Genomic DNA, 24,786 nt, shown 5'->3' on the forward strand with positions numbered 1-24,786 from the left:
AATCTGCACTCCTTCTCTGTTATACGCTTTTTTAAGATTTGAATGGAGACGCCGCTGTACCGTATCCCCGGGGAAGATTATAACGCTGCCGATGAGGATAGCTGCTCGGCGAGCTCAAGCGGCGCTTGAACCGGAGCCTGCTGGGGTGCCGGTTTGACTGCGGCCGTCTCTCCCTGCAGAAGTTCCCATACCCGGTGACGGATCCAACTGAAGTCGGCGGTGGATTGCACATCCCCTACACGTCTGGGACGGGGCAGGGAAACAGGAACAATTTCGCGGACTCTGCCCGGATTGGGCGACATGACAACGACCCGATCGGCTAGAGCGACGGCTTCATCAATGCTGTGGGTAACAAACACAATCGTCTTTCCTGTACGCTCCCAGATTTGCAGCAGCTCATCCTGAAGAGTCTCCCGGGTCTGGGCATCCACCGCCGCAAACGGTTCGTCCATGAGCAGAACTTCAGGGTCATACGCCAGGGCCCGGGCAATGGCTACCCGCTGCTTCATCCCGCCTGACAGTTCATAAGGATAACGGTCGCCGTAGCCGCTTAATCCGACAAGCTCCAGATACCGGTCGCTGATGGCTTTTCGATCTTTTTTAGGAACCTTTTTGATTTCCAGACCAAATTCCACATTGCGGCGAACCGTTCGCCAGGGAAATAAAGCATATCCCTGCATGACGATCCCTCTATCCAGCGCAGGACCCGTAATTTTCTTACCATCAATGAACAATTCGCCTTCTGTCGGCACGGCAAGCCCGGCCATAAGATCCAGCAATGTCGATTTTCCGCAGCCGCTCGGTCCCACAATAGTCAGGAACTCACCGGGTTTTACATTCAGTTCCACATCCTGCAAAGCGGTAAATTCTTTCTTCTCCTCTTCCGTATTCCGCCGGATCGAATACTTGCGGGTTACCCCGCTTATTTTAATTTTCGCTTCAGTTGCAGACATCTCCATTTCCCCTCCCATTTAATTGTTCAATTAATCGCAAGCTATCCAATGCGGGCAGCTATGCTGGCCGAATCGTCAATATACGTGAACGGGTCCTGCTCGTACCAGCTATCCCGGTAAGGCAATCTCGTATTTTTGCCCAGGTTTTTGTTAAATGACGCATTTTTCAAAATACGGCTAACCCGCGTTGCCACCTCATACACACCTTTATATCCTAAATAGTCGTCGCTTTGTCCGAACAGCGGGAAGATCGGATATCCCTGCTTGGCCGCCGAGCCATTAACGCCGATATGCCCAACGAATAAATCGGGAGTAATTTTGCTGAGCAGATTTGCCTGCTCGAACACCTGGCCCGAACCGATATTAAAGATCGCTTTTTCCGAATTGGGAACATCCTCCAAATATTCATCCAGGAGAATCTCGCCGTATTTGTCGAAGTGATAACCCCGGAGTCCAAGGATCTCAAATCCGAGATTATGCAGCAGTTCCGCAGTAGTCAGAATCCGCACCTCGCCGCCGGTGAGAAACGCGGTCTTCCCTTTGAACTCTGCTTTAAACGGTTCAATCGCCTGTTTCAGCTCCGCCGTCTCGGCTGCAATCAGCTTCTCGGTCTGCTCCTCGATCCCGAAGAAGGAGGCGATATCGCGCAGCCATTTGTTGGTGTTGGCAATGCCGATCGGAATGGTCCGCAGCACATAAGGAATACCGTACATTTGCTTGAAATGCTCTACGAAATAATCGTCATGCGTTGCGCAGATACTGACATTAAGAGCCGCTTCATGCGCATAGGTAAAATCATCAGGGTGCGAATACGAGGGCAAAATCCGAACGTTGAGATCAAGCGCCTTGAGCAATCGCACCAGTTCTTCCTCATCAATACGGCTCATCGAACCGACATTGAGCAGATTGACCGTTTTGCTGATTTTGGCCTGATGCTCGATCTCTTCCTCCGGTGTACGGATGACCGCAGGTTTCGCGGTATTGTCCTCGCCCACTAAATTGCGGATCAGACCGTGATAGACGGAGTCATAGGCCGTTGCCTGAATTTTCGTCTTGAAGCCTTCGCAGTGGATCGGTACGATCTTGGCCGATACCTGCTTTTGCAAATCATCCAGAATCCCGTCAATATCGTCGCCAATCAAGGCCGGAACACAGCTGTTAAAAACAAGAATCGCGCTTGGCCGAAATTCACGCTCAGCTTTGAGCACGGCCTGTCTCAGCTTGGCTTCGCCTCCGCTGATCACATCCACCTCGCTAAGGTTGGTGTTAATCCACCGCAGGCCGACCGCCGATTCCTGACGCAGTTTCTGGAACACTTTGTTAATCCCAGCGTTCTGAATCAGGTTGCCGCCGCAGCCGATCGGGCTGTGAATGACCATAACCGCGTCGCGCATCGAGCTGATCATGCCCAGACTGAGATTAAGCTGGCAGCCCTGGGTTTGAGAGAAGGTGCGTTTGCTGGCGTAGAGACAGCCTTTCTTTGATTCTGTGGACAGATCTCCGCACGTTCCTCCGTAGGCCTGGCAGGCCATCAGCCGGTCTTCACGCACCGGTGGTACTTTATGTTTAATGTAATCCATTGAACAAGCCTCCTTTTTTTATATGAAAATGTTGCGTCTCATTAACGATGAGCGACAACCAGACTGAGCACGTCCTCGGCAAGAGTAAGCCCGCCGGAATATCCCACATATGCCCGGTTCAGCACTACCCGGTTGGAGATGGGATAAGTGACCGGAAGCAGTGGCACTTTGAACTGTTCCGCCGTATCGCGTTCCATGACGCTTCCGATGATGACTCCCGGGGCGAAGCCTTTGTGATATTTTTGACCTTGATTCTGCGGCCAATGGCGATTGATGTAGCCTACGACGCTTGAGGCATCCTCGTCGAACACAATTTCCGGACGAAGCCCGGATTCGTATTCTCCGAATGAAGCAAGGACCCGTTCCTTCTGCTCCTCCCCCAAAATGTCGGTAATCACAACAAGTTCAGGGAGCCAGCCGATATCATCGGAAAGAAACCGCGTCACGGCCTGCGTATAATTGGGATCGCCGACCACGGTGGCGTACCGCTGGAAATCCAGATCGTTGTATACATCAGCCAATCGCTCCAGGTAGGGGTAATAGGCCTTTCTTTCTTCCTGGATCAATTTCTCGACCTTGATTTCATCGACGCCGAGAGCTTTACCGACTGTACGAAGAAACCGCGAAGTCCCGTGATCCCCGATCGGCAAAGGGACCGTAATATAGGGAACACCGTGCACTTCTTCAAATACTTTGGCCGCTTCGATTCCGTACGCATCTGACACGACGATATTCAGGCTTGCCTTTCCGGAATTTTTCAGGTTCTCCAAAGTCTCGCCCTGGCCAAAGAAGGTATTGGTCTCATAGCCCAATTTCTTCAGCAAACTTTTCAATACGCCGAGGTTGCCTTTCCAGAATACATCCTGCATGGGAACGACTCCCCATAAATTCACCGTCCCGGCATCTTTGACCGGAGCCGGTTCTACAAAGTCGCGGAACAAGGTTTCGAGCACCAGCTCGTAACCGTAATAGGAATTCCCCTTAAAGCTGACCGTTTCCGCTGCCAGAACAGGTAATTTTTCACCCTTGAAACGTTTAGTTACCGCATGAACATTGTCGCCGATCATTTCGACCATGCAGCCTGTTACTACAAAATACAAATCCCCATCCATTACCTTCAGTGTGTTCTCGATCTGTTCCTGCAGCCGGCCTTCGCCGCCGAACACAATGTCCCTCTCGGATACGTTCGAGCTTGGGAGCGCCTGTCCGCCGCAATAATTGCCGCCGTTATACCCCGAAGCTCCGCTTAACGCTCCCGCCAGATTTCCGCCGCAGCCGGAAGAGGAATGGAGAATCGGAATCGCCCGGGGCAGCGATTGGATGGTGCCGATCGCGCCGCCAAGGGCGCACACATAACGCGGTCTCTCAATTACTTTACTCATGACAAACCTCCTGCCTGCGCCGGTTCCTGAAACAATACGGTGGATAAGTAGCGTTCGCCTGTATCCGGCAGCAGGACGACGATATTTTTGCCTTTATTCTCTTTCCGTTTAGCCAGCTGGGAAGCTGCAAAAACGGCTGCGCCCGAAGAAATACCCACGAGCAGCCCTTCTGTGCGGGCCAAATCCCGCGCCGTATCCAGCGCTTCCTCATTTCGAACCTTGAACACCTCATCAATGACTTCCCGGTTCAGAATGAGCGGAACAAATCCGGCGCCGAGCCCTTGAATTTGGTGCGGTCCGGGATTCCCGCCCGAGAGAACCGGAGAATTAAACGGCTCCACAGCCACTATCTTCACATCCGAATTACGTTCTTTCAGGACTTCTCCCACTCCGGTTATCGTCCCCCCGGTTCCGACTCCACTGACGAAGATATCTACTTTGCCGTCCGTATCCCGCCAGATTTCCTCGGCGGTCGTCTGGCGGTGGATTTTGGGATTGGCCGAATTGTTGAACTGCTGCAGAACGAAGGAGTTCGGCGTAATCGCCGCCAGCGCTTCCGCCTTGCGAACAGAGCCCTTGATGCCCTCTGCTCCTGGTGTAAGCACCAGCTCGGCGCCCAGCGCCTTCAGCAGATTGCGGCGTTCCACGCTCATTGTGTCCGGCATTGTCAGGATCAGCCGGTAACCGCGGGCTGCAGCCACAAACGCAAGGGCGATTCCGGTATTGCCGCTGGTAGGCTCTATCAGGACGGTTCCAGGCCCGATCAGGCCCTGCTCCTCGGCCTCCTTGATCATGGCGTAGCCGATCCGGTCTTTTACGCTTCCCGCCGGATTGAAGTATTCCAGCTTAGCTATTACCGATGCGCCAAGCTGCTTTTCCCCGTTGAAGCCCTTGAGTTCCAAAAGTGGTGTGTTACCAATGAGATCCGTCAGTTTACTTGCGATTTTCGTCATGTTTACTTTCCTCCATCTTAAATTTGCTAGGGCTTGCTAATAAAAAGAGACTTGACCCGACCCTAAATGGTCATGTCAAGCCTCCAGTGAACTGGTTGGCTTAAGAGACTGACAGCTATAATTGTGATAATAATCACAAAATATCCCATTAAAAAAGGAAGCCAAGCGCCCCATGCATGGGGGTGCTCAGCTTCCGGGTAACCGGTCAGCCACATTCTTAATTCATATTATTTCCATGTGAATTAATGGTTAATATGGATTATAGGATAGTTCATTTACTCTGTCAATGAGGTTTCAGTAAACTCAGAAACTTTTCAAAATTCCAATATCCTTATTTCAGCTTCCATGAATTGCGAATTTGCTCCCATTTCGCATCCCTGGCATGTACGATGGCAGCGATATCTTCGTCCTCCAAATGCTTGAAACGTCCCTGTCTGCGAACATAATTCTCCACCGGAGCAAAAGATTTCGGATTGCGGTTAAGGCGGAACTCACCCTGCTCGTATTCCGCAAGCACCCAGAGACCCGTATCCACCACCTCTTTCGCCAGATCAATGGTGACATCGGTTTCGGTTCCCCAGCCCGTCGGGCAAGGCGCATAGACATGGATGTACGATGTGCCGTCCACCTCGGAAGCCTTCTGGATTTTATTGATAAAATCCTGGATATAACCTACGCTGGCCGTCGCGGCATAGTCGATTCCGTGTGCGGCAACAATCTCGAACATATTCTTCTTGGTTGTGACCGTGCCTTTAATATTCTCTCCGGCAGGCGTCGTCGTCGTCCGGGCGCCGAAAGGTGTCAGACCGCTCTTTTGAATGCCGGTGTTCATATAGGCTTCGTTATCATAGCAAATATAGATGACTTTCTCCCGTCGGTCGATTGCGCCGGACAGCGCCTGCAGGCCGATATCTGCGGTTCCTCCGTCCCCTGCGATGCCGACAACATGGTAATCCTTCAATCCGAGCGCCCGGGCGCCCGCCGCAATGCCCGACATCATCGATGCCGTTCCGGCAAAAGTGGAGATAATGGCGTTGCTGTCGAAGCACAGCTGCGGAAAGTTGAACCCAACCGCAGACATACAGCCTGCCGGAAGCACGGTAAACGTCCGTTCGCCGAGCACCTTGAGAATATGCCTTACGGCAAGGCTTCCTCCGCAGCCCGCGCACGCTTTATGCCCATAGAAAAATTCTTTGTCCGTAATCGTTCTCGCGTTAATTCTGACTTTGTTAACCACGCTCATCAATCGCGACCCCCAGACCCAAATACTGCACATTCTCCTGTGCGATCCCGTCCAATCCGTCCTGCAGACGCCGGTACATTTCCCGGATATGATCTTTGGAAATATCCCTGCCGCCAAGCCCTCCGATGAAGTTTAGCTTGAGTATTTCCGCCCCCGCTTTGGACAGCGCGGAGTTGACGTTCGTAAATACCGTACCTTCGTAGCCAAAGGAAATATCCTTATCCAGCACGGCTACAGCTTTGACGTTCCGCAGGGCGGCAATGATTTCTTCTTCGGGAAAAGGGCGCATAAACCGGATCTTCAGGACTCCCACTTTCCAGCCTTCATTCCTCAGCTCATCCGCGACTGTTCTACAGGTGCCGGTTACACTGCCCACACTGACTACGATCAGCTCCGCGTCGTCGCAGCGGTAGGCTTCCGTCAGCCCGCCGTAGCTGCGGCCAAAGATCGACTGAAACCGTCCATCCGTCTCCGCAATAAGCTCTTTGGCGCGGAGCATTCCGCGGTGCTGCCGGAGCTTGAACTCCAGGTTGTTCCCCGGATTCGAGCTGAAGGCCATATTTTTGGGCGCGTCAAAATCCAGTTTATTAACCGTCTCATAAGGAGGTAGAAATTCGCGCGCTTGTTCCCAGTCGGGAATATCCACCAGCTCATAGGTGTGGGTCAGCACAAATCCGTCCAGATTGATCATCACGGGAGTCAGCACCTCCGGGTGCTCCGCAATGGCATACGCCTGCAGAACCATATCCAGCGACTCTTGCGCATCCTCCGTATACACCTGAATCCATCCGCAGTCCAGCAGCGACATGGAATCCCGGTGGTCACCGTAAATGCTCCAGGGCAGCGCAAGCGACCGGTTCGCATTCATCATTACGATCGGGAATCGGCCGCCGCTGGCGTAATGCAGACATTCGGCCATATACACCAGTCCTTGCGAGGAGGTCGAGGAAAAAGTTCTGGCTCCGACCGCGCTTGCGCCCATTGAAGCGGACAGCGCCGAATGCTCGGATTCAACATGCATGAACTCCGCTTTGACGCTTCCATCCTCCACCATTTCCGCCAGACGTTCCACCACAACCGTCTGCGGTGTAATCGGATAAGCGGCGATAACATGCGGCGCCGACAGCCTTACGCCTTCGGCAACCGCCTCATTTCCGCACAAAAAAGCCCGTTGTCCCATGCTACGCCTCCCCCTCTCTGATCATAACGATGGCATCCTTGGGACAGCCGTTCCCGCAGATTCCGCAGCCTTTGCAGAAATCGTAATCAATATCGACTTTGCCGTCCGATTTGAAGATTACGCCTTCCGGGCAGTTCATATAACAGATATAACAGCCTGTACACGCCTCGGAGTCCAGAACCGGCTTACGGGTCCGCCAACCCGCATTCACGGTGACCAAATGACCGGCATCATAGCACGGACCTTCCGGCAGGTCGGACAAATATTGGGGATTAACGTATTTGCGCAATGCGGGTCGGTTCATCCTGCAGCCTCCTTGCTTCATCATAAATCCGGGACACAACCTGGCGGTTCTTATCCAGAAGGCTTCCTTTGAGAAAATGGGACATACCCTCAAGTACGGATTCTACGCCCGTAATGCCGGAAACTCCGATCAATGCGCCCAGCATGGCCGTATTTGTAATCGGTCTGTTCAGTATTTCCAAGGCAACCGAAGTAGCATCGAGCGCGATAATCCGGCTGCCTCCTTGTTCTTGATATTTTTCCGGTCTGGACGCATTCAGAATCAGCTTGCCCTCCTCCTTCAAATCGGACAACAGTTCCTGCCGATACAGCGTTTCATCCAGCACGACAATATAGTCACACCGGGTGATTTCGCTGCGGTCCCGAATACGGACATCGTCAATCTTCGTAAAAGCCTGCATCGGCGCGCCGCGCCGCTCCGGTCCGAAAGAAGGGAACGCAAGCGCGTGCTTGCTGCCGTACAAAGTGACCGCCACGCCAAGCAGCTTGGAGGCGGTGAAGCTGCCTTGACCGCCGCGGCCGTGCCATCTGATCTCGATCATAAGGCCACCTTGTCCGCTTTTTGACGTAGCAGTTCCAGACGGTTCAGCGCATCATGCAGGGTCTCCTGCCGTTTGGCAAAATGGAAACGGATCAGATGGCTGATCGGTTCGCGGAAGAAGCTGGAGCCGGGAACGGCGGCCACGCCGACTTCCCTTGCCATCCATTCGCAAAATGACACATCGTCGCTTGCGCCAAATTCCGAAATATCCACCATGACATAATACGCGCCCTGCGGCACGGTATACTTCAGCCCCAGGCTCTCCAATCCGTCCAGAAACAGATTGCGCTTCTCACTGTACAGCCTGGTCAAATCCGTGTAATAGCTCTCCGGAAAATGCAGTGCGGTCACCGCCGCCTCCTGCAGCGGAGCGGCTGCGCCGACGGTAAGGAAATCGTGAATTTTGCGCGCGCCCTCGGCAATCGCGGCAGGAGCGATCAGGTAGCCGAGTCTCCAGCCGGTTATGGAATAGGTTTTGGACAGCGAGCTACACGACAGTGTCCGCTCGAACATTCCGGGAAGCGAGGCGAAGTACGTATGTTCAAATGGCTCGTATACAATATGCTCGTATACTTCGTCCGTAATGACAAACGTATCGTATTTCTCCGCCAGACCGGCGATAATCAGCAGTTCTTCCCGGCTGAACACTTTCCCTGTCGGATTCGAGGGATTACAGAGTATGAGCGCCTTGGGCTTCTGTCGGAATGCCGCCTCCAGCTCATCGGCGTCAAAGCCGAAGGACGGCGGTTTCAGCGCCACATAAATCGGCTCGGCCCCCGACAAGATAGCGTCCGCCGCATAGTTCTCATAGAACGGGGAAAAGACGATCACCTTGTCTCCTGGATTGCAGACCGTCATCATGGCCGCCATCATGGCTTCCGTGCTTCCGCAGGTGACGACAATCTCAGTGTCCGGATTGATCGGAATTCCAAGAAGCTTGGACTGCTTCACCGCCAGCGCTTCACGGAAATTCGGCGCGCCCCAAGTGACGGCATATTGGTGAATCGAGCCTTCCGCGGTATTCACCAGCGCCCGTTTCAGTTCTTCGGGCGGGTCAAAATCGGGAAATCCCTGTGATAAATTTACCGCGCCGTGCGCGTTGGCAATCCGGGTCATCCGGCGGATGACCGATTCGGAGAATACCTCCAGCCTTCTGCTAAGCTCTGGCATGATCAACACTCGCTTCCTTTGGCGTATTTTGCTCTCTTAGATCGACGATCCGTTTCGCCTTATGCGTCGCTCTTGGCAGCACATTCGCTTCCAGCACGGATACTTCAGACGGCCGGACACCGAGCCGGGTCTTTAACCGTTCGGATACTTTGACGGCAATCGCCTCGCTTGATTCTTCATTTCCTTCCGCGCGTTCCACTGAAACTTTATACTTTGTGGCATAATTTTCATTAGAAAGAGTTACCTGATATTCCCCGGTCAGTTCCGGCATATTCCGGACCACAAATTCAATATCGCTTGGAAAAACATTAACGCCGGATACGATAAACATATCGTCCAGCCGCCCGGCGATATGAATCCGTCCGTGCGTCCGGCCGCAGCTGCACGGCTGCCGGTCAAAAGTTCCAATATCCCCTGTGCGGAACCGGATCATCGGGCGTGCCGACTTGCGCAAGGTCGTCAGAACCAGTTCTCCGCGTTCGCCGTCCGCCACCGGTTCCAGAGTAGCCGGATTGATGACTTCAACCAAAATATGGTCTTCAGCGATATGCAGGCCGTTCCGCTCTTCGCACATGCCCGCGCAGGCCCCGAATATATCCGAAATGCCGTAGAAGTCAACGATCTTCGCGTCCCATAGACGTTCGATCGCTTCACGGGTGGCTTCAATGGAACCCCCGGGCTCTCCGGCTACAATAATCGTACGAATGGCAAGATCCTTGGCCGGATCGATCCCCTGCTTCCTTGCCGTCTCCCCCAGATACCAGGCATAGGACGGCGTCGTCCAGATGATCGTAGGCTGAAATTCTTTCAAGATAAATAGCAGCCGTTCGGATGGAACCGTCCCTGCCCAAATGCACAAGGCTCCCAGATTTTGCGCGCCGATTACATCCGGTCCGCCAACGAACAGGGTGAAATTCAGGGCATGCACATACCGGTCTTTCGGTCTCATGCCTGCCGCCCAGAACAATCGGCTCTGCACATCCTGGTATTCATCGAAATCCGTTTTGGTAAAAGGACTCACCGTTGGAATCCCCGTCGAACCGCTTGAGGCGGATACGAACACGACATCTTCTTCATCAACGGCTGCCATATCGCCGAGCAGCGGTTTTTTCAGCTGTCTTTCCCGCTCAATCTGTTTGTTCACGAAAGGAAATTTGCGGATATCCTCAAGTCGGTTCAAATCGACAGGCTTGACTCCGTGCAGGTCAAACGCCTCTTTATAATAACCCGAGCGGCTGTAGGCAAATTGCAAATGCTCGCGGAGCTGAACCAATTGATACGCCTCAAGCTCGTCATGCGGCAATGTCTCCAGTTCCCGGTTCCAGTACTTATCGCCCATTATTCAAGTGCCCTCCTCCAATTGATTTTCACGCCCGCACATCGCGGCATTTGTTGACGATTTACCTTTTGTCCGTCTCTCCCGCAATCAGTTCTCCAAGACTCTGAATCACCTGTACGAGAACAATCAGCAGCACAACGGTTATAATCATGACATTCGTTTCGTAACGGTAATAACCGAACCGGATGGCCAAATCTCCGACGCCGCCACCGCCCACAATTCCCGCCATCGCTGTATAACCGACCAGGCTGACAACCGTGACCGTCAATCCCCGCAGCAGTCCGGGCAGCGCTTCAACCAGCAGCACCTCCCGGATGATCCGGCCGTTCGTCGCGCCCATTGCGGTTGCGGCTTCAAGCACGCCTTTGTCGACTTCAACAAGCGATCCCTCTACAAGCCGCGCATAAAAAGCGACAGCAGCGACCGAAAGCGGAACCGATGCGGCGAGCGGACCGATCGTTGTTCCGGTGAGCATATGAGTGACCGGAATTAAAAGAACGAGCAAGATTACAAAAGGCGTCGAACGAACAATATTTACAAGCAGTCCGCCGATTAAATGGAGAATCCGATTTTGCCAGAACAGACCCTCCCGGGTAATATAAATGAACAGGCCAAGCGGCAGTCCGAGTACAATGGAAATGAATATCGAGATGCCGCACATTAAAAACGTCTCCATAAAGGCCTTAATCAAATCCGTTATCAGTCCTGTAACGCTTAGACTAAGCATGCAGCTCCTCCACCTCCGCCACTCTGGTTTTTAAATAGGAAACAGCGGAATCCACACTTTCCTTGGCGCCTTCCAAATTCAGAATGAGAACACCTATCGGCTGTTCCGCGATGTATTCGATTTTACCGTGGAGAATATTCATATCGACGGGGAACTTTCTGACCGTTTCGCTAATCACCGGTTCTTCGGCCCTTTCGCCCCTGTACACCAGCTTAAAGAGCCGTTTCGTGCGATTCTCGTTCAATTTCCGCGGCAATTCCAAATCCAGCGTGCTGTTGACCAATTGTTTGGTGAATGGATGTTCGGGAACCGCAAAAATCCGGAATACATCTCCTGTCTCCACGACCTCGCCTTTGCTCATGACCGCTACCTTATCGCATATTTTTTTGATAACGTCCATTTCATGCGAAATAATGACTGTCGTAATCTTAAGACGGTTGTTAATCTCCTTAAGCAGATCAAGTATGGATTGGGTCGTCTCCATATCGAGTGCGGAAGTCGGTTCGTCGCACAGCAGAATCTGCGGATCGTTGGCAATCGATCTTGCGATCCCCACCCGCTGCTTCTGGCCGCCGCTTAAGTTAGACGGATAGCTCTTAGCCTTGTCGAGCAGACCAACCAGTTCAAGCACTTCCGGCACTCTCCGCTCGATCTCGCTCTTAGATTTTCCCGCCGATCTCATGGCGAAGGCAATATTGTCAAAGACCGTTTTATTATGAATCAGGTTAAAATGCTGAAAGATCATTCCCGTTGTTAAACGCAGCTGTCTCAGCGATTCTCCTCTTAAGTGAGTAATATCGTTCCCGCCGATTAAAATTCTTCCGTCCGTAGGTCTTTGCAGCAGATTGATTGTCCGCAGCAGCGTGCTTTTTCCCGCCCCGCTAGTGCCAACGATCCCGAAAATTTCCCCTTCCCCAATCTCCAGCGTTACACCGCGAACAGCCTCTACCTCCTGCTTGCTCTTCAATGTATATTTCACAGAGATATTCTCAAACCGGATCATGACCCCCACACCCCTTATGCGTTGTTAGAAGAGCTATTTGTTGGCGATGTTCCATTTCTCCGAATACCACTGAGGTCTTTGGAAATCTTTGAATTCATGCTGATCGTTCTCGATTTCATTCTTGAAGGCTTCAGAATTTACAACCTCCACAATATCTTTGGCAAAATCTTTGTCCTTATCTTCCGTTCTGATGGCGATCACGTTCTTCAGATCCTCGGACAGCTCTTCCTTAATCACAGCCGATCCCAGCGGAATGCCGGCGGCGATGGCATAGTTGCCGTTAATGGCGGACAAGGTGACGCTGTCAAGCGAACGGGGAAGCTGGGCGGCTTCAACCGGCTGGAATACAAGCCCGTACGGATTTTGATCAATATCTTTTTCGGAAGCTTTGGTAGGGTCAATTTCATTCTTGATCGTAATCAGGCCCGATTTAACCAGCACCTGCAGCGCTCTTGCCTGATTCGTAGGATCATTCGGCACCGAAACAATATCGCCAGCCTTCAGCTTGCTCTTCAATTCTTCCAGGCTTCCGGCTGTGAGCGTCTTGGAATATACACCCAGTGCTGCGGTTGGCACATTGGTAATGGAAGAGAGATCAAGACTGTGATCAGCAGAAAATTTCTTCAGATAGCGTTCATGCTGGAACAGATTAGCTGTGATTTCCTTGTTGCCAAGCGCCAGATCCGGCTGAACATAATCCGTGAACTCCTTGATCTCCACTTTATAGCCTTTCTTCTCAAGCTCAGGCTGAATCGCTTTGCGGATCATATCCCCATAAGGCCCGGGTGCGACCCCGAACACCAGAGTCTCATTTTTTGAAGCGCCGCTGACCTGGAGCCACGCGCCTCCGGCTATAAGAATCACGACGATCAAAGAAATAGCGGCAATAATGATTTTTCTGGATTTAGTCATTTTGAATTCCCCTTTTTATTCAATATGGTTTGATAGTTTCCAGGTTTTACCTTAAATCCTCCATTCTCTAATTTTTAATTATTATTCCTATAAGTTTAATGTACTTTAATACTTTAAAGCTTTCTCAAAAAAATTGTCAATGACATCAAACGCCTTTATTTGCGGATTATACGATCCACCAAGCAGCTTTTTCTGCATAAAAATGAAAAAAATCTCCGATTCTCAATACATCCCTTCGGCTTTCGGTCAAGGTTCACTCTCAAATAATTCACACTTAACCGATCCGAAATAAACAAAAAAACCGCCTATACAGGCGATTTCTCAAGTAAAACAAACGATCTGAATTACGCTTAGCAAAAACAATTCAACCTATTGACTTTTTCATTATCATGCATAAGTAAACAGAAAATGAATAAATATTTTTCCGCACAAAGTCCCAGGACAAATTGTTGCATTATATTCACAACTGCTCTGCCGCTTCTTTATGAGGCTGGCTGTCTTTGCCGCGATTCTCATTAATCTTTCTGTTCAGCAACAGAAACATCACCACTCCCGTCAGGCAGGTCAATATTTCCGTCACAGCCAGCGACCATACGATGCCGTGCAATCCGAAGATTTCGTGCATTAGGTAAATAACCGGAATAAACAGCAGTCCCTGTGTTACGGACATCACGACTGCCTGCCGGGCCTGGCCCGCTGCCTGAAAAAGACTGGTGAACAATCCCGTGAACCCGGTAAACAAAGAAGAAATGAGCATGGCGGTCAGGATGGAAGTTCCGATTTCAATTACGACCCCATCTGCGCTGAACATTTGAAGAACATGGGTCCGCAGAAAAAAGACGATTCCCGAAAACAGTACCGTTACAATCCCGATCCACAATCCCGTCATAACGGCTGCACGCTTGAATCTGGCCATATTATTCGCGGCATACGAATATGCCAATAATGGCACTATCCCCATAAACAGTCCCATGCATAAGAACTCCGGCAGTTGGACAATCCTCAGAGCGATCCCAAAGCCAGCAACGACGCCGTCTCCGTAGAGGACTGAATAATGGTTCAGCAGCAGCGTGGTCACAATCAGAAACATGGACAGAAGGAACTCCGATATGCCGATTTTAAATGTATTGGAGACCGTATCCATCGTAAGTTTGAAGCTTCTGAGAGAAAGCGATAAATATTGGCTTTTGCGCTGTAAATACCATGCGTAATATAGAACCGATATCCCATTCGCCAATGCCATCGAAACAGCGGCGCCGATAACATTCCAATCGAGATATAAAATGAGCAGCGGATCAAGCGCAAGATTAACCAAAGTACAGATGAACATCCCGGACATCGAGGCTTTGGCTGCCCCCTCCGCCCTAACCACTTGCTCAAAGGCAAAATTGGCGATGATGAACGGACTCCCGATTAGCAGCGCTACCGTATATCGCTTGGCGAGGTCAAATGTGGCGGCATCGGCGCCCAGCAAATGGACAATCGGATCAACAAAAAGAAGGGACAGCAGGATACAGAGCAGCCCCGTCGCAAAGCTGCCGCCGATAGCAAAGACAGCCGCCGATTTGGCTTCGTCCATTCTTTTTTCGCCCAACAGCCGGGAAATATATGTTCCTCCCCCAACCCCGTAAATATTGCCGAGCGCCATCAAAATCGTGAACACAGGCAGACCAAGCGTCACCGCGGACAGCATCGCCGTGTTGTGAAGCCGTCCGATAAAGAACGCATTCATGATATTTTGAATCACGCCGACCGACATCCCAAGCATCATGGGAACGGACAGTTGGAGTATGGCTTTGGACACCGGTGTTCTCTCAAAAATATAAAGATTGGATTGTTCTTCATTCATGGTTAAACACTCTCCTATTAATTAGAATTCTAAGTATATTGCGAAAAAAAATTCCGGCTTTGCTCAGGTCTGCTTTCTCTCTATATAGGTATCCACTTTACCAAGCAGCCGGAACAGCTCCTCCTGCTCCCGTTCGCTCAATCCGTCCTTGATCAACTGCTCTGATTCCGCGAAGAGCGCTTCGAATTCCGCTATTAATTCTTTCCCCTTCTGCAGCACGAACAGCTGCTTCTGCCGCTCGTCCGCGGCGCTTATACGCCTTTCGATATAACCCTTTTTCTCAAGACCCTGAAGCATGCTGGTGATGCTGGCGCCTCTGCGCTGAAATACACGCTCCAAATCCTTTTGGATAATGCCCTTCTCTTCATGGGAGGCGATATAAGAAATCATTCTGCCCTGCTGCGAATTCAATCCGTAGTCCGCCAGCCGCAGGTCCGCTCTTCTCTTTAACCGGATGCCGATGGAGCGGATCAAATAATCAAAATTGCGTTCGTCTCCTGCTGCCATTTTTCCACCTCTATTAGTTAGAATTCTAATTAAAAGTAGCATATGCTCTTTCCTCTGTCAACTCACTGGAAACCATAACGCGGACTCCCAGAACCCATATTTCGAAGGAAAGCCCGCAGCTGTCAGGTTTCGATTATTGATTACTGATTACTGGTTCCAGACAACCAGCAGCAGCTTATTGACCAGAGCCGCGATCCCATACACCGCTGCCTGCCCGGGACGGTTCATCAGGATCAGCAGAACGATCGGCGTTCCGAACATCAGAATCTCCAGCAGCAGATGCAGTGGGGCGGGCAGAGCGTAAGAGGCTCTGGGAGCGCCCAGCATTGCCCAAACTACGGCCGCGAAAAGCGGCAAACCCAGGCAGAACAATGTTCTGCTCCATGTGCTGCCTCCCAACCGGTAACCCCAAAACCCGTAAACGATCAGGACAACGATCTCCAGCAAAAAACGAAGCGAAAGGTTGAGCATTTGCAATATTCCGATCATGTTCCATTCCTCTCCCATCCTGTAATTAAATTTGGCTTTCCGTGAAAAAAACATAAACTAATCATATTAGTTTCATAATAAACTAACGAGATTAGTTTTTCAATGGTGATTTTTCATTTTTCTCAAGTATTGTTTGTTGAGGCTCCTTGTATAAGTGAAGAATCGAACGGGGGATGTCCGGAACCGGACGGAGTAATCCCCCAGCAGTGGAACGCTGCCTGTTCTGCCAGGGGTGTATGCGGAGACGGCCTCCGTCTTCGTCTTTATTCAGTTGAACCGCCAGGCTGTCAAGCTCAGGCTTCCCCACTGATAGCTGCGGTGAAGGAGCTCCGCATCTCTTCCCGCATCCCCGCTCCCCATCGCCAGCAGCAGCGGAATGAAATGCTCTCTCGTGGGAACAGCACGATCTGCGTAAGGAGCCAGCTCCAGGTAGCGGAACAACTCATCCAAATTCCATTCTTGCAGACGCTGCTCAATCCAGGTATCGAATTCTAGCGCCCATGGATCTACGGTTTCGGGCCCGGTCCCCCACTTGATCTGCCGCAGATTGTGGACGATTCCGCCGCTGCCGATGATGAGAACATCCTGCCCCCGCAGCTCGCCCAGCGCTTTTCCAATCTCGTACTGCTCCGCATTGCTCAAGTACCGGTTCACCGACAGCGCCACGACGGGAATGTCCGCGTCCGGGTAGATGAGCTTCAGCACCGCCCAGGAGCCGTGGTCGAGCCCCCGGTTTGTGTCGGGTACGACCGGGATTCCTGCGCCATTCAGCAGCGACAAGACTTGTTCGCTAAGCGCGGCGTCTCCGGAAGCCGGATATGTCATCCGGTACAATTCATCCGGAAATCCGGAGAAATCATAGATAGTCCCATGGGTTTGGACCGCGCTGACCTGCTGGACGTTATGCTCCCAATGGGCGGAAAAGATCACAATTGCCTTCGGCTTGCGCGGCAGCGAGGCGGCAACATTTTTCAAAAAAGCGGTATACTCGTGGTCTTCAATAACAAGCGACGGCGCACCGTGCGCAAAAAAGTATGACGGCAACATGGCGTTTTCACTCCTTCTTCTCTGAGATTAGACTATCTTCCAGCAAAAAGCCGCGCAGCGGGGATGCCGTTCTTACGAAATCGGGGACATAACAATTCATACGGCGCATCCATCAGCTTCAGTTCTCTTTATCGAACAGCGCGCTGTCCAGCGACAGACCGGTTCGGCCTGCCACGGCCAAATACAGGGCAATCAGAATAAAGGCCAGGTCCAGTTCATATCCGGCGGACTGCCCGTTACCGAGAAGACCGGCCGACAGTTTGGCGGTAAATACCGCTCCGACAAGCACCGCAATCAGCACGACCGACACATATCGCGTGAACAGGCCCAATATCAACATTACGCCGCCGATGAGTTCAACCGCCGCCACCACATAGGCCAAGAATCCGGGAACACCGATGCTTTCGAACCATCCCGCAACGTTGCCGAGCCCCATTTGCAGCTTGCTGATGCCGTGAGCAAGAAATAATACCCCAAGCACTACTCTCATCAAAATCGTCACCGTGTTTTTCATTATTCATTTCTCCTTTCAAAATATAAGTAATATGAATTATTATTTTATGTAAATAAACATAAACAAAATATTGCAGTTTGTCAATATTAAATATAGTTACTGACTATTTGTAATCTATTAACTGATTTTCTCGTGTTTATTCGATGCGAGTTTATTCGATGGGAATGGCCTTGCCGACGCCGAAGGTGATAAAATATTTGAATGACTACATTAATTCCTTCAAACGAGGTGACCGCCTGTGGATATCGGTTCCACAATCCGTGCCATACGCAAGCGCAAAAATATTACGATCGCCCAAATTTGCGAACAGACCGGGCTTTCCCAAGGCTTCATGAGCCAGGTTGAAACCAACAAGACCTCTCCTTCCATCGCAACGCTGGAAAGCATTGCCGGTGCGCTTAAGGTGCCGATCGCCTACCTACTGCTGCGCAAAGAGGAAAGAATTCAGATTGTGCGGGCTCCTGAGCGCATGCAGACGGCCAGCGGCCCCGAACATTTGAAAGTGTCTCATCTGGGGAGGACGAAAAATATGCGGATGGTACTCGTCGAGCTCCCTCCCGGGTCTTCAACCGGCGAACACCCCCATGCCCACGAAGGCGAGGAGACACATCTGGTCATCCGGGGCAAGATCCGCGTGGAACAAGGCGAGGATGTAGCCGTGCTGGAAGAAGGCGACGCCTTCAGTTGGAACGCCTGTACCCCACACAAGGTCCAAAATATAGGCGAAGATACCGCCGTGGTGCTGATCGCCGTATATACCGAAGAACAGGAAGACTGGAAGCTGACTTAGCGTACATTCCAAGACCAAGGAACTGAGCGGTTACGTAGTAAAAAGGTCTTCGGAATGGAGTATTCTGATGCTTTCCAACATTAGTGTAACAAAGCTGGTAACACCTCCCGATATAAATAAGAGCATTAAGTCCGGGAGGAATGTAAATGAATGTCAGAATTAAATTAATAGTGTTGGTAGCGCTGCTGATTGCAGCTCTCACCGGCAGCAGTATTTTAGCTGTAACATCTATTCGTGAAATTGCAGACCAGGCGCAGGAGCTGCGCAAACTGAATGAACTGCAGCGGGACATGAAACAGGTTCAATTTCTGCTTGCCGGGTTGGCAAATGACGAGCGAGGATATTTGCTTACCGGTGAGGCGGAATTCACCGAAGAAATGCAAACGAAGATGGGCAATCTTAACAAACTTCTTCAATCGATGGCTCCGCCCCTTAAGGACAAGTACGGTTCAGCGATGCAAGAGATCGAGCGCTCCCTGTCGAATCTGTTCCAATTGAACGGTGAAATGGTACGCCTGCGCAGCAGCGGCTCCGTGCAGAAGGCCAAAACCGTACATTTCAAGCAAGAGCGAAGTCTGCGCAAACAAAAGGTAAATCCTGCAGTCGAAAATGTGGTCAAGCTTCTTGCAGAGGAGGCTGCTCCGGTTGAGATACATATTAAAGAAAATTCCACCCGCTCTCAAACGATCTTGCTGACGGTCTCCATTCTAAGCGTAATACTCGGATCGGCCGCCTCCGTTCTGCTTCTGCGAATCATTTTGAAACCTTTAAGACTGCTCAATGAACAGATGATTGAAATCACAGCGGGTGAAGCCGACCTTACAAAAGCGATTCAGATTGCCCAAAAAGATGAATTTGGCATGCTGGCGGGAAGTTTTAATGCATTTGTCGCATCGTTAAGGGATATCGTCCGAAAGGTCGGCGAGACTACCGATCATCTCGCTTCCGTATCGCAGCAATTCTTCGCAAGCGTCGAGCAGTCCCGGTCCACATCACAGCTAATCGCCGAATCCATGCAAACCATTGCCGACAGAGCTTCCGAACAAAACAGACTTGCTACCCTTAATGCAAAGCAGACGCGCGAATCATTGGACAGGATTGAGTCCATTTCCCATCACTCCTCGGATATGGCTTCCGCTTCGCTCAGTATGCATGACCAAGCGGATCTCGGAGAGCGGACGATTGCGCAGACGGGTGAAAAAATGAATGATATCAAGCAAGCCGTTGACGAAGCGGATTCGAGATTAACCCTGCTCTCCGAACAGACGGTGAAAATCGCCGAGATCACCTCGCTGATCAACGAAATTTCCGAGCAGACCCATTTGCTAGCGCTCAACGCATCAATCGAAGCGGCAAGAGCGGGCGAAGCGGGCCGCGGATTTCACGTCGTAGCCGAAGAAGTGAAAAAATTGGCCCGACATTCTGCCAAATCGGCCAAAGAGATCCGCGAATTGATCGGGAATATTCGGGAGAACGCAAATATGGCGCTCACCAGCATGACGGATGTCAAAGCCAGAACCGCGGAAGGAAACGAGATCATGACCCATAGCGTGAATCAGTTCCGGGAGATCCTGCAATCAATCAGCGAGGTTTCCGGCAAAACGTCGGAAATCTCCGACTCGGCGCAGCTTGTCTGCAGAGAGTTCACTGTCGTCTCGCAATCCATGGAAACTGTTGGAAAGGGAACAAGCGACATTTCGGCCGGTACACAAGAGATTGCCGCGGCCACCCAGGAGCAATTGGCATCCGGTGAAGAAATGCGTTTCGCAGCCGAATCTCTTAATGACATGGCAGGAAACCTACAGTCGCTGATCTCACGATTTAAAGTCTGATCCCCCGTTTCCTCTTCAGTTAAGTAGTAATAAGCCAACAAGGCTGCACCGTGCAGAGATGTTCTGCCGGCAAAGCCTTGTTGTAATTCCATTTTTTCAATGGGAACCGTCCCTGACTTCCGTAGGGAAGTTATTTTTTCAATAGTAAATAGGCAAAGTACGGCGCTCCGATCAAAGCTACCATGATTCCTGCCGGAACCCCTTCGGGACCGACAATATTATGGCCTATGACATCGGCGACCATCAGCAGCCATCCTCCGAGCAGCAGCGATACAGGGATATACATCTGATGCCGGGGGCCGACCATCGATTTGGCGATATGCGGCGTCATCAGACCGATAAAGGCGATAGCGCCCGTTACGGAAACGGCAGCCGAAGCCAGCGCGACAGCGGCAAGAAGCAGCCCCAGCCGTTCACGCTGAAGCCGCACTCCGATGCCGACAGCCACATGATCGCTGAGCGCCAGCAAATTCAGCACGCCCGATTTGTACAAGACGTAAGGAATCAGGATGACCAGCCACGGAGCCAGTGCGGATATGAACGGCCAATCTGTGCCCCAAATATTACCCGCCAGCCATTTGGCAATGAATTCGTACTTCTGGCGGTCGGATGATGAAATAATGAAGATCATAAGTCCCGACAAGGCCATCGAACAGCCGATGCCCGTCAGCACCAGCTTGATCGGCTGAAGCCCTTCGCTTCTGCTGTAGGACAGGATATAAATCAAGGCGGCTGCCAAGAAACCGCCTGCAAATCCGACCAAAGGCAGCAAATACGCGAACGAACCGGCATCGATCGGAAAATGCAAGAAGAAGACAGCAACCGCCACTCCTGCGCCTGAATTGATGCCGATTATGCCGGGATCGGCCAAATCGTTCCGGGTAACGGCCTGAAGGATGGAACCGGACAGCGCCAGGGCCATCCCGGACAGCAGGGTAACCAGCATACGGGGAAGCCGTATGGAGAAGAGCACAAATTCGTCCTTGAACGAACCGTGCCCCAGAAGCGTTGGGAAAATACGGCCGTAAGAGACTGAAGCAGTTCCGATCCCCATGCCTGCAAAGATGGTGGCGATTAGCAGCAGAACGAGCGCAATGAGGATTCTTCTCTGCCGGGCAACAAGTTCAGACTGGATCATGACAGAAATTTCGCCCCTTTGCGAACAATAATAAGAAAGAAAGGAAATCCCAGCATGGCTATGATGGCGGCCACGGGCGTCTCAAAAGGCGCGTTGACCATCCGTCCCATTGTGTCGGCCAGCAGCATGAACGCAGCTCCTCCAAGCGCCGAGAGAGGCAGAATACTCCGGTAATCGGTTCCGGCAAACGTCCTGACGATATGTGGAACCATAAGCCCGAGAAACACCATATTCCCCACAAGCGCGACGGAAGACCCTGCCAAAATAATAACCATCGCATAGAGCGCCGCCTTGATTTGTCCCGTCTTCAAACCGAGGCCGGTCGCCGCCGTTTCGTTCAGGCTTAATAGGGTCAGCGGACGGGCAAGACTGATTGAAATGAGTATTCCGCCAATGACAAAGGGCGCAATACTCCGGACCTGTACCCAACTGGTGCCGATGAGTCCGGCCGCGGTCCACATGGATACATCTTTTGAAATCTTAAAATACAGGGCTACGCCTTCGGCTACAGCGGTCAACAGCGCCGAAATGGCTGCTCCGGCAAGCACCAGCTGTATGGAAGACAATCCGCTCTTCGATGCGGCCCCAAGTCCGAACACCATGAGCGCTCCGGCTGCCGCGCCTGCGAAGCAGGCCAGCATAATGCCGAAGTAGTTCAGCGAAGGAATAAACGCCAGTGCGCATGCCAATGCGGCATTGCCGCCTGAAGTGATGCCGAGCAGTCCGGGGTCGGCCAGCGGATTCCGCGTCAGTCCCTGCATGATAGCTCCAGCAACAGCGAGAGCCGCGCCTACCAGAATGCCTGCCGTTATGCGCGGCAGGCGGATTTCCCGAATCAATGTAATGTCATCGCTGGTAGCGTTCGAGGTCAGAGCAAGCCAGGCGTCATGAAGCGTCGTGCTCTTCGCCCCCACAACCAGCGAGACCGAAAAAGAGAGAATAAGAAGAACTAAGACGGCCAGCAGCTTCCCCCATAGTGCTCTTGAATGTGCAGAATCAGCTCTCATCACCGCTCCGCTTACTTGCCCAAGATACTCTTGTTGATGAAATTCAGCTGATAATCCAGCGTAAGCGGATCGTTGAAATAGAAAGCCTTGGCATCGACTTCGTAGACCTGTTTATTTTTGACTGCGGGAATATTTTTGTAAGTCTCCGTTTGCTGGAAGGCGTTATCCATTGCGGAGCTGCGGCTAAAGATCACATAGTCGCCCATATACTCCGGCATCACTTCCAGTGAAAGTGCGTACCATCCGTCTTTTGCTACCGCATCCTTCACTTTTTGCGGCATTTTCAGCTTCATGCCCTGATACAGTATTTCGGTGCCGCGGCCCCAATGATCGCCGAATACGTAAAACTGTTTGGCGTCGTTTTCAATGACCGATATGGTCTTGCCGCCGATCTTGGCTCTGATTTCTTCCCCGGCCTTCTCCATGCGCGCCTTGAAGCCGTCGACCCAAGCCTGAGCTTCTTTCTCCTTATTCAGCAGCCTGCCGATTTCCAGATGCTGCGTCAAATAATCGACCTTGGCATAAGTGAAGACTACGGTTGGAGCAATTTGCTTCAGCTTGTCCACATTCTTGACATTGTCAAGCCCGATGATCAGATCGGGTTTCAGCTCGATAATCTTCTCCAGGTCCTCATCGGAAACCGCTTCAACATTTTTCAGTTTATCCTCGAAGTTGGGGTTCATCTTGCTCCACGAATCGACACCGACCAGATTGACGCCGAGCGCCAGCACATTGCCCGCAAATGACGACAGTACGATGACGCGCTGCGGATTCGCCGGCACTTCAACGGGTCCGCTCTCGGACTGGTAAGTGATGGTGCCGGACGCACTTGCCGGGCTGGCTTCTGCTGTTGACGTGCTTTCGGGCGCTGCCGTAGCCGATGTATTGCCGGCAGCCGGACTGCTGCTGGCGGCTGCGCCGCCGGAATTGCTGCCGCCGCCATTGCCGCATGCGCTGACGACAAGCGCCAGCAGGATCAGAACCGGAAACCATAACTTTTTCATATCTCTTTTCCCCCTATAGTTGAATAGTAGTTATGTATTAGTGATAATGATTATCACTATCATTGATATATACATTAAATTCTTTGTTTCTGTCTGTCAATAAGCGATTGATATTTTTTGAGAATGATGGTTGTGTTCTTAGCATCCTTGTAACCGGCTCTGCCCTTGTGCTAACCTGAATCCGGAAACACTAGTGTTTGGACATATACGAAACGAGCTTTCGGGGAGAGAAATCCATGATCAACTTGACAGTGGCAGCCGCTTCCGGCGCTGATTTGGACCAGCTGGCGGAACTGAACCGGCAGCTCATCGAGGATGAGAAGCACGATAATACGATGAATAAGGAACAACTGAAGGAACGGATGAAGAGATTTTTGGAGGGAGAATACAGGGCTTATCTGTTCACGGAAGACGGAGAGGTCAAAGGCTACGCGCTGGTCGATCACAGCAGGAATCCGCTGTATCTGAGGCAATTTTTTATTTGCAGGCATTGCAGAAGGAACGGCTATGGGCGGGCAGCATTCACAACATTAGCGTGGTATCTGGGAACGGACAGGCTGGATATCGAGGTCATGCACTGGAATGAGCGAGCCTATTCTTTTTGGAAATCGCTCGGCTTCAGGGAAAGAAGCATTTATATGCGGTTGGAACCGTGAGGTTGAAGCGATGAGGCTGCACAAGCCGGGTACGTTCCCGAATGTGGCAGCCTTTGCTTCTCATTTCAGCCATTGAACCTTCCCATAACAACTGTATTATAGTATTTGCCATCGGAAAGAACTTTGTCATTCTTTAACACGCCTTCGACCTCAAAGCCGAACTTCTTATAAAGCTGAATCGCTTTAACATTGGTTTCCAGAACGCCGTTCAACATTATTTTTGAAATCCCGTTGGAGTCGGCCCAGGATACGGATTGCATCAACAGATTTTTTCCTATGCCAAAGCCCCAATAATCTTTTAATACGCATATCCCAAATTCGACTTTATGGGAGAATCGTTTCAGTGTATTCCCTTCGCATCTGGAAAATCCGACGAGCCTGCCGTCTGCTTCCGCGACCAAAAACAGGTTCACCCTGCTCTCGGTATCCGCTTTGATAATCTGTTCAAAACCCGGAGCATCAATGAACCCCTCGCCCCGTTCCCGGTCCAGATTTTCAGTCTCTCCATCAATCTGTACTCTGATCTCGGATAAACTTTTCGCATCTTGCACCAAGGCAGATCTAACCGTATAGCTTAGCCCGTTAACCTTGAACTTTTGTTCTTCAATTTTCATTAGTTTGCTCCTTTCATACGGCAAAAGGATGCCCCAGCCGCCATCTCATGACT

25 protein-coding genes are annotated in these 24,786 nt (G+C 51.4%); 3 read left to right on the forward strand and 22 right to left on the reverse strand.

The window, feature by feature from the left end:
* Positions 1-77: 77 nt before the first annotated feature.
* The 18 genes from EH198_RS04695 to EH198_RS04780 all read right to left on the reverse strand — a co-directional run bounded on the left by EH198_RS04695 (position 78) and on the right by EH198_RS04780 (position 17,692).
* Positions 78-953 carry an ABC transporter ATP-binding protein gene (locus tag EH198_RS04695; protein WP_221621479.1) on the reverse strand — a complete coding sequence of 292 codons (876 nt, stop codon included), beginning with the start codon at positions 951-953 and terminating at the stop codon, positions 78-80.
* A gap of 41 nt (positions 954-994) precedes the next feature.
* The gene (locus EH198_RS04700) at positions 995-2,533 is read right to left on the reverse strand and encodes a nitrogenase component 1 (RefSeq protein ID WP_124694343.1); all 1,539 of its coding nucleotides are present in this window, start codon (positions 2,531-2,533) and stop codon (positions 995-997) included.
* A 41-nt stretch (positions 2,534-2,574) separates the two neighbouring features.
* The gene (locus tag EH198_RS04705) at positions 2,575-3,915 is read right to left on the reverse strand and encodes a nitrogenase component 1 (protein WP_124694344.1); all 1,341 of its coding nucleotides are present in this window, start codon (positions 3,913-3,915) and stop codon (positions 2,575-2,577) included.
* Complete coding sequence (gene cysK, locus EH198_RS04710; protein ID WP_124694345.1) at positions 3,912-4,868, reverse strand: cysteine synthase A; 957 nt, start codon at positions 4,866-4,868, stop codon at positions 3,912-3,914. The genes EH198_RS04705 and cysK overlap by 4 nt, the downstream gene beginning before the upstream one ends.
* A 331-nt stretch (positions 4,869-5,199) precedes the next feature.
* Positions 5,200-6,111, reverse strand: a complete 912-nt coding sequence (locus tag EH198_RS04715) for a thiamine pyrophosphate-dependent enzyme (RefSeq protein ID WP_221621480.1) — start codon at positions 6,109-6,111, stop codon at positions 5,200-5,202.
* Positions 6,098-7,291 carry a transketolase C-terminal domain-containing protein gene (locus EH198_RS04720; protein WP_124694346.1) on the reverse strand — a complete coding sequence of 398 codons (1,194 nt, stop codon included), beginning with the start codon at positions 7,289-7,291 and terminating at the stop codon, positions 6,098-6,100. Before EH198_RS04720 ends, EH198_RS04715 begins: the two co-directional genes overlap by 14 nt.
* A gap of 1 nt (position 7,292) precedes the next feature.
* Positions 7,293-7,595 carry a 4Fe-4S binding protein gene (locus tag EH198_RS04725; RefSeq protein ID WP_124694347.1) on the reverse strand — a complete coding sequence of 101 codons (303 nt, stop codon included), beginning with the start codon at positions 7,593-7,595 and terminating at the stop codon, positions 7,293-7,295.
* Positions 7,564-8,136, reverse strand: a complete 573-nt coding sequence (locus EH198_RS04730; RefSeq protein WP_124694348.1) for a 2-oxoacid:acceptor oxidoreductase family protein — start codon at positions 8,134-8,136, stop codon at positions 7,564-7,566. Before EH198_RS04730 ends, EH198_RS04725 begins: the two co-directional genes overlap by 32 nt.
* Complete coding sequence (locus tag EH198_RS04735) at positions 8,133-9,305, reverse strand: pyridoxal phosphate-dependent aminotransferase (protein WP_124694349.1); 1,173 nt, start codon at positions 9,303-9,305, stop codon at positions 8,133-8,135. Before EH198_RS04735 ends, EH198_RS04730 begins: the two co-directional genes overlap by 4 nt.
* Entirely contained in the window at positions 9,292-10,644 is a 1,353-nt protein-coding gene (locus tag EH198_RS04740) for a phenylacetate--CoA ligase family protein (RefSeq protein ID WP_185702745.1), read from the reverse strand. Before EH198_RS04740 ends, EH198_RS04735 begins: the two co-directional genes overlap by 14 nt.
* Positions 10,645-10,705: 61 nt before the next feature.
* Positions 10,706-11,371 carry a methionine ABC transporter permease gene (locus EH198_RS04745; protein WP_124694351.1) on the reverse strand — a complete coding sequence of 222 codons (666 nt, stop codon included), beginning with the start codon at positions 11,369-11,371 and terminating at the stop codon, positions 10,706-10,708.
* A complete protein-coding gene (locus tag EH198_RS04750; RefSeq protein WP_124694352.1) occupies positions 11,364-12,374 on the reverse strand; it encodes a methionine ABC transporter ATP-binding protein in 1,011 nt (336 codons plus the stop codon). The genes EH198_RS04745 and EH198_RS04750 overlap by 8 nt, the downstream gene beginning before the upstream one ends.
* A gap of 33 nt (positions 12,375-12,407) precedes the next feature.
* A complete protein-coding gene (locus tag EH198_RS04755; RefSeq protein ID WP_124694353.1) occupies positions 12,408-13,286 on the reverse strand; it encodes a MetQ/NlpA family ABC transporter substrate-binding protein in 879 nt (292 codons plus the stop codon).
* Between the two features lie 460 nt (positions 13,287-13,746).
* Positions 13,747-15,135, reverse strand: a complete 1,389-nt coding sequence (locus EH198_RS04760; protein ID WP_124694354.1) for an MATE family efflux transporter — start codon at positions 15,133-15,135, stop codon at positions 13,747-13,749.
* Between the two features lie 63 nt (positions 15,136-15,198).
* A complete protein-coding gene (locus tag EH198_RS04765; protein WP_124694355.1) occupies positions 15,199-15,642 on the reverse strand; it encodes a MarR family winged helix-turn-helix transcriptional regulator in 444 nt (147 codons plus the stop codon).
* A 147-nt stretch (positions 15,643-15,789) separates the two neighbouring features.
* Entirely contained in the window at positions 15,790-16,149 is a 360-nt protein-coding gene (locus EH198_RS04770) for a YrdB family protein (protein WP_221621481.1), read from the reverse strand.
* A 249-nt stretch (positions 16,150-16,398) separates the two neighbouring features.
* Positions 16,399-17,178, reverse strand: a complete 780-nt coding sequence (locus tag EH198_RS04775; RefSeq protein ID WP_124694357.1) for a dioxygenase family protein — start codon at positions 17,176-17,178, stop codon at positions 16,399-16,401.
* Between the two features lie 118 nt (positions 17,179-17,296).
* A complete protein-coding gene (locus EH198_RS04780; protein WP_124694358.1) occupies positions 17,297-17,692 on the reverse strand; it encodes a DoxX family protein in 396 nt (131 codons plus the stop codon).
* 238 nt (positions 17,693-17,930) lie between these two features.
* Here EH198_RS04780 and EH198_RS04785 point away from each other — a divergent pair, with 238 nt between their 5' ends.
* Positions 17,931-18,482 carry a helix-turn-helix domain-containing protein gene (locus EH198_RS04785; RefSeq protein ID WP_124694359.1) on the forward strand — a complete coding sequence of 184 codons (552 nt, stop codon included), beginning with the start codon at positions 17,931-17,933 and terminating at the stop codon, positions 18,480-18,482.
* A 146-nt stretch (positions 18,483-18,628) separates the two neighbouring features.
* Entirely contained in the window at positions 18,629-20,314 is a 1,686-nt protein-coding gene (locus EH198_RS04790) for a methyl-accepting chemotaxis protein (RefSeq protein ID WP_124694360.1), read from the forward strand.
* Positions 20,315-20,444: 130 nt separating this feature from the next.
* On the opposite strand, the gene EH198_RS04795 is transcribed toward EH198_RS04790, so the two are convergent.
* From EH198_RS04795 to EH198_RS04805, 3 genes are read right to left on the reverse strand one after another with little or no spacing between them, the layout of a single operon-like run.
* Positions 20,445-21,452 (reverse strand): FecCD family ABC transporter permease, encoded by a 1,008-nt coding sequence (locus tag EH198_RS04795; RefSeq protein WP_124694361.1) that lies wholly within the window; start codon positions 21,450-21,452, stop codon positions 20,445-20,447.
* The gene (locus EH198_RS04800) at positions 21,449-22,459 is read right to left on the reverse strand and encodes a FecCD family ABC transporter permease (protein WP_124694362.1); all 1,011 of its coding nucleotides are present in this window, start codon (positions 22,457-22,459) and stop codon (positions 21,449-21,451) included. Before EH198_RS04800 ends, EH198_RS04795 begins: the two co-directional genes overlap by 4 nt.
* 11 nt (positions 22,460-22,470) lie before the next feature.
* Positions 22,471-23,463, reverse strand: coding sequence for an iron-hydroxamate ABC transporter substrate-binding protein (locus tag EH198_RS04805; protein WP_124694363.1), 993 nt, complete (start codon positions 23,461-23,463; stop codon positions 22,471-22,473).
* A 236-nt stretch (positions 23,464-23,699) separates the two neighbouring features.
* Between EH198_RS04805 and EH198_RS04810 the strand changes: the two genes are divergently transcribed.
* Positions 23,700-24,119 (forward strand): GNAT family N-acetyltransferase, encoded by a 420-nt coding sequence (locus EH198_RS04810; RefSeq protein WP_124694364.1) that lies wholly within the window; start codon positions 23,700-23,702, stop codon positions 24,117-24,119.
* A 65-nt stretch (positions 24,120-24,184) separates the two neighbouring features.
* Here the strand turns inward: EH198_RS04810 and EH198_RS04815 are convergent, their stop codons facing one another.
* A complete protein-coding gene (locus EH198_RS04815; protein ID WP_124694365.1) occupies positions 24,185-24,733 on the reverse strand; it encodes a GNAT family N-acetyltransferase in 549 nt (182 codons plus the stop codon).
* Positions 24,734-24,786 lie beyond the last annotated feature (53 nt).

This window comes from Paenibacillus rhizophilus, assembly GCF_003854965.1.
GTDB classification, from domain to species: Bacteria; Bacillota; Bacilli; order Paenibacillales; family Paenibacillaceae; genus Paenibacillus_AQ; species Paenibacillus_AQ rhizophilus.